The following is a 1,685-nucleotide window of genomic DNA, read 5'->3' on the forward strand; positions in this document are numbered from 1 at the left end:
TACCTATTTTTATTCTGTGTGGTGATGTGATTAACATCAGTAAAGTTCTTAGTGTCATTTTTTCTCCAATCTGTGCTATAATTAGCACATACATTTAGTTTTATGTGTCCTAGTCACTGATTGCCGTCAGTGGCTTTTTTGATTTCATTTTCGATTTCAGAAAGTTTAGATTTTGTATGCTCATAATCAATGCAACTTCTATGCCAAAGCTGATATTGTTCAACTTCTCGCCAAAACTTACGCTTCTTTTTGAGCTCTCTTAAATCTTTGCTCATAACTCATATATTCCTTCCTAGCTCTAAACCAATACAATTGCCAATTGTGCGTTGCACCCTCCCAGTCGAATGTCATAGGTCACCTCTTATATTTATTGACTTCTCTCCACCTTAAAAACTTTTCAAATGTATCAATTTTTATGATTGGTATTTTATGAGTTGATAGAATATAACCATCACTAAAACTTTTTTCGCTTTTAAATTCTTTCAGAAGTTTTTGAAAAGCCGGTTTATGATTCTGATATCCAAAAAATACAATCGCATCATCTTTCGCAATCCAAGCTTGTTGGATTGAGGGTGTTACTTTCGATACTGAAATATCCATAAATACCTCCTATTTATCTTTTTCCAAATCAATGATTTCTAATTGTTTAGGCGTCATTCTCGTTTCGGTAGTTGTAAAATCTGTTAGATCAATATTGCTTACATAATTAAGTGCTTTGATAAAATCAATGCGTCTAACAAATACATACTTCCTAATGTTGAAAGTTGTTTTTAAATGCTTATACACTAACCGTAAAAATTGACCATATTTAGATAAAAATAAGTTTGATGAAACATTATCCCCATTGAAATATTCATTGGCTAACTGCTTAGCTTTGGCGAATGCTGCTCCTTGTAATTCCAAGCATTCAACTTCGTTCAACGTGATACTGTCACGTAATTCTTGAACGTCTTTAGTGATTGATTGCTTCATTTCAAGCACATCATCTTTTACATCAACGATGACATCGATTAACGTTTGAATTGCTTCACTTTGTTCATCTTGCCTTTTTAAAGTGAATTTAACTGCGCTTAATGCTGTTTCTGTTTTATCCTTTGCTTTAACCATTGATAATCTCTCCCTCTATAAAATCTTTTTGTGTTATTTTAGTTAGTTCAGTTAAGAATTTTTCTAAACGTTCAATTAAGAAATTTAATTCACGTCTTGCAAGTCCGTCACTATTTACTACTTCTGATAAATCCAAGTAAACCAATGCACTGGCTTTACCAAGAAAATCGTTTGATTTTTCCAATAAATCAGATAATTTCTTATAATCAGCAATCAATTTTTGTTGTTCACTTAGTTCACCTTCAGCCGATTTAATAGCTTTAGAAAGTTGCTCATATTTTTCTGATTTCTCGTCAACTTGCTTACGTTCCATCAATAATTTTTGGTAATCTTGTTGCAATGATGTATTACGCTCAATCAGTTTTTCATTTTCCAACTTAGTTGATTCATAATCGCTTGGCGCTACTTCAATTTGTTTCTCAACTACATTAGGCTCTTTGGATGAAATATCTTGAAATTCCTTAGATAACTGATTAATTCGTTTGTCACGGTCAGCAAGTTCATCATCACGTTGTTTTAATTGACGTTTGATATCTTGTAATTCACGTACCGTTGGATTATCGCCATTTTCAACACGC

The 1,685-nt window shown here is 32.5% G+C and carries 4 protein-coding genes and 1 pseudogene; all 5 read right to left on the reverse strand.

What is annotated here, in order from left to right; translation table 11 throughout:
* Nucleotides 1-113 precede the first annotated feature (113 nt).
* On the reverse strand, nt 114-275 hold the full coding sequence (locus HOY35_RS13290; RefSeq protein WP_172214579.1) for a hypothetical protein: 162 nt from the start codon (nt 273-275) through the stop codon (nt 114-116).
* Entirely contained in the window at nt 238-351 is a 114-nt protein-coding gene (locus HOY35_RS13710) for a DUF3024 domain-containing protein (RefSeq protein WP_172214581.1), read from the reverse strand. The genes HOY35_RS13290 and HOY35_RS13710 overlap by 38 nt, the downstream gene beginning before the upstream one ends.
* A gap of 3 nt (nt 352-354) precedes the next feature.
* Nucleotides 355-600, reverse strand: a complete 246-nt coding sequence (locus tag HOY35_RS13300) for a hypothetical protein (protein WP_172214583.1) — start codon at nt 598-600, stop codon at nt 355-357.
* 9 nt (nt 601-609) lie between these two features.
* Nucleotides 610-1,107, reverse strand: coding sequence for an ORF6C domain-containing protein (locus tag HOY35_RS13305; protein WP_172214585.1), 498 nt, complete (start codon nt 1,105-1,107; stop codon nt 610-612).
* Nucleotides 1,100-1,685 (reverse strand): annotated as a pseudogene (locus HOY35_RS13310) (hypothetical protein); the annotation flags it as partial. The pseudogene HOY35_RS13310 and the gene HOY35_RS13305, both read right to left, overlap by 8 nt.

The organism is Enterococcus sp. MMGLQ5-1, assembly GCF_013155265.1.
In the GTDB taxonomy this organism is placed as follows: Bacteria; Bacillota; Bacilli; order Lactobacillales; family Streptococcaceae; genus MMGLQ5-1.

Coding starts and splice junctions, on each gene's coding strand:
- HOY35_RS13710 (WP_172214581.1), bottom strand. CDS start 351: ATGACATTCGACTGGGAGGGTGCAACGCACAATTGGCAATTGTATTGG.
- HOY35_RS13300 (WP_172214583.1), bottom strand. CDS start 600: ATGGATATTTCAGTATCGAAAGTAACACCCTCAATCCAACAAGCTTGG.
- HOY35_RS13290 (WP_172214579.1), bottom strand. CDS start 275: ATGAGCAAAGATTTAAGAGAGCTCAAAAAGAAGCGTAAGTTTTGGCGA.
- HOY35_RS13305 (WP_172214585.1), bottom strand. CDS start 1,107: ATGGTTAAAGCAAAGGATAAAACAGAAACAGCATTAAGCGCAGTTAAA.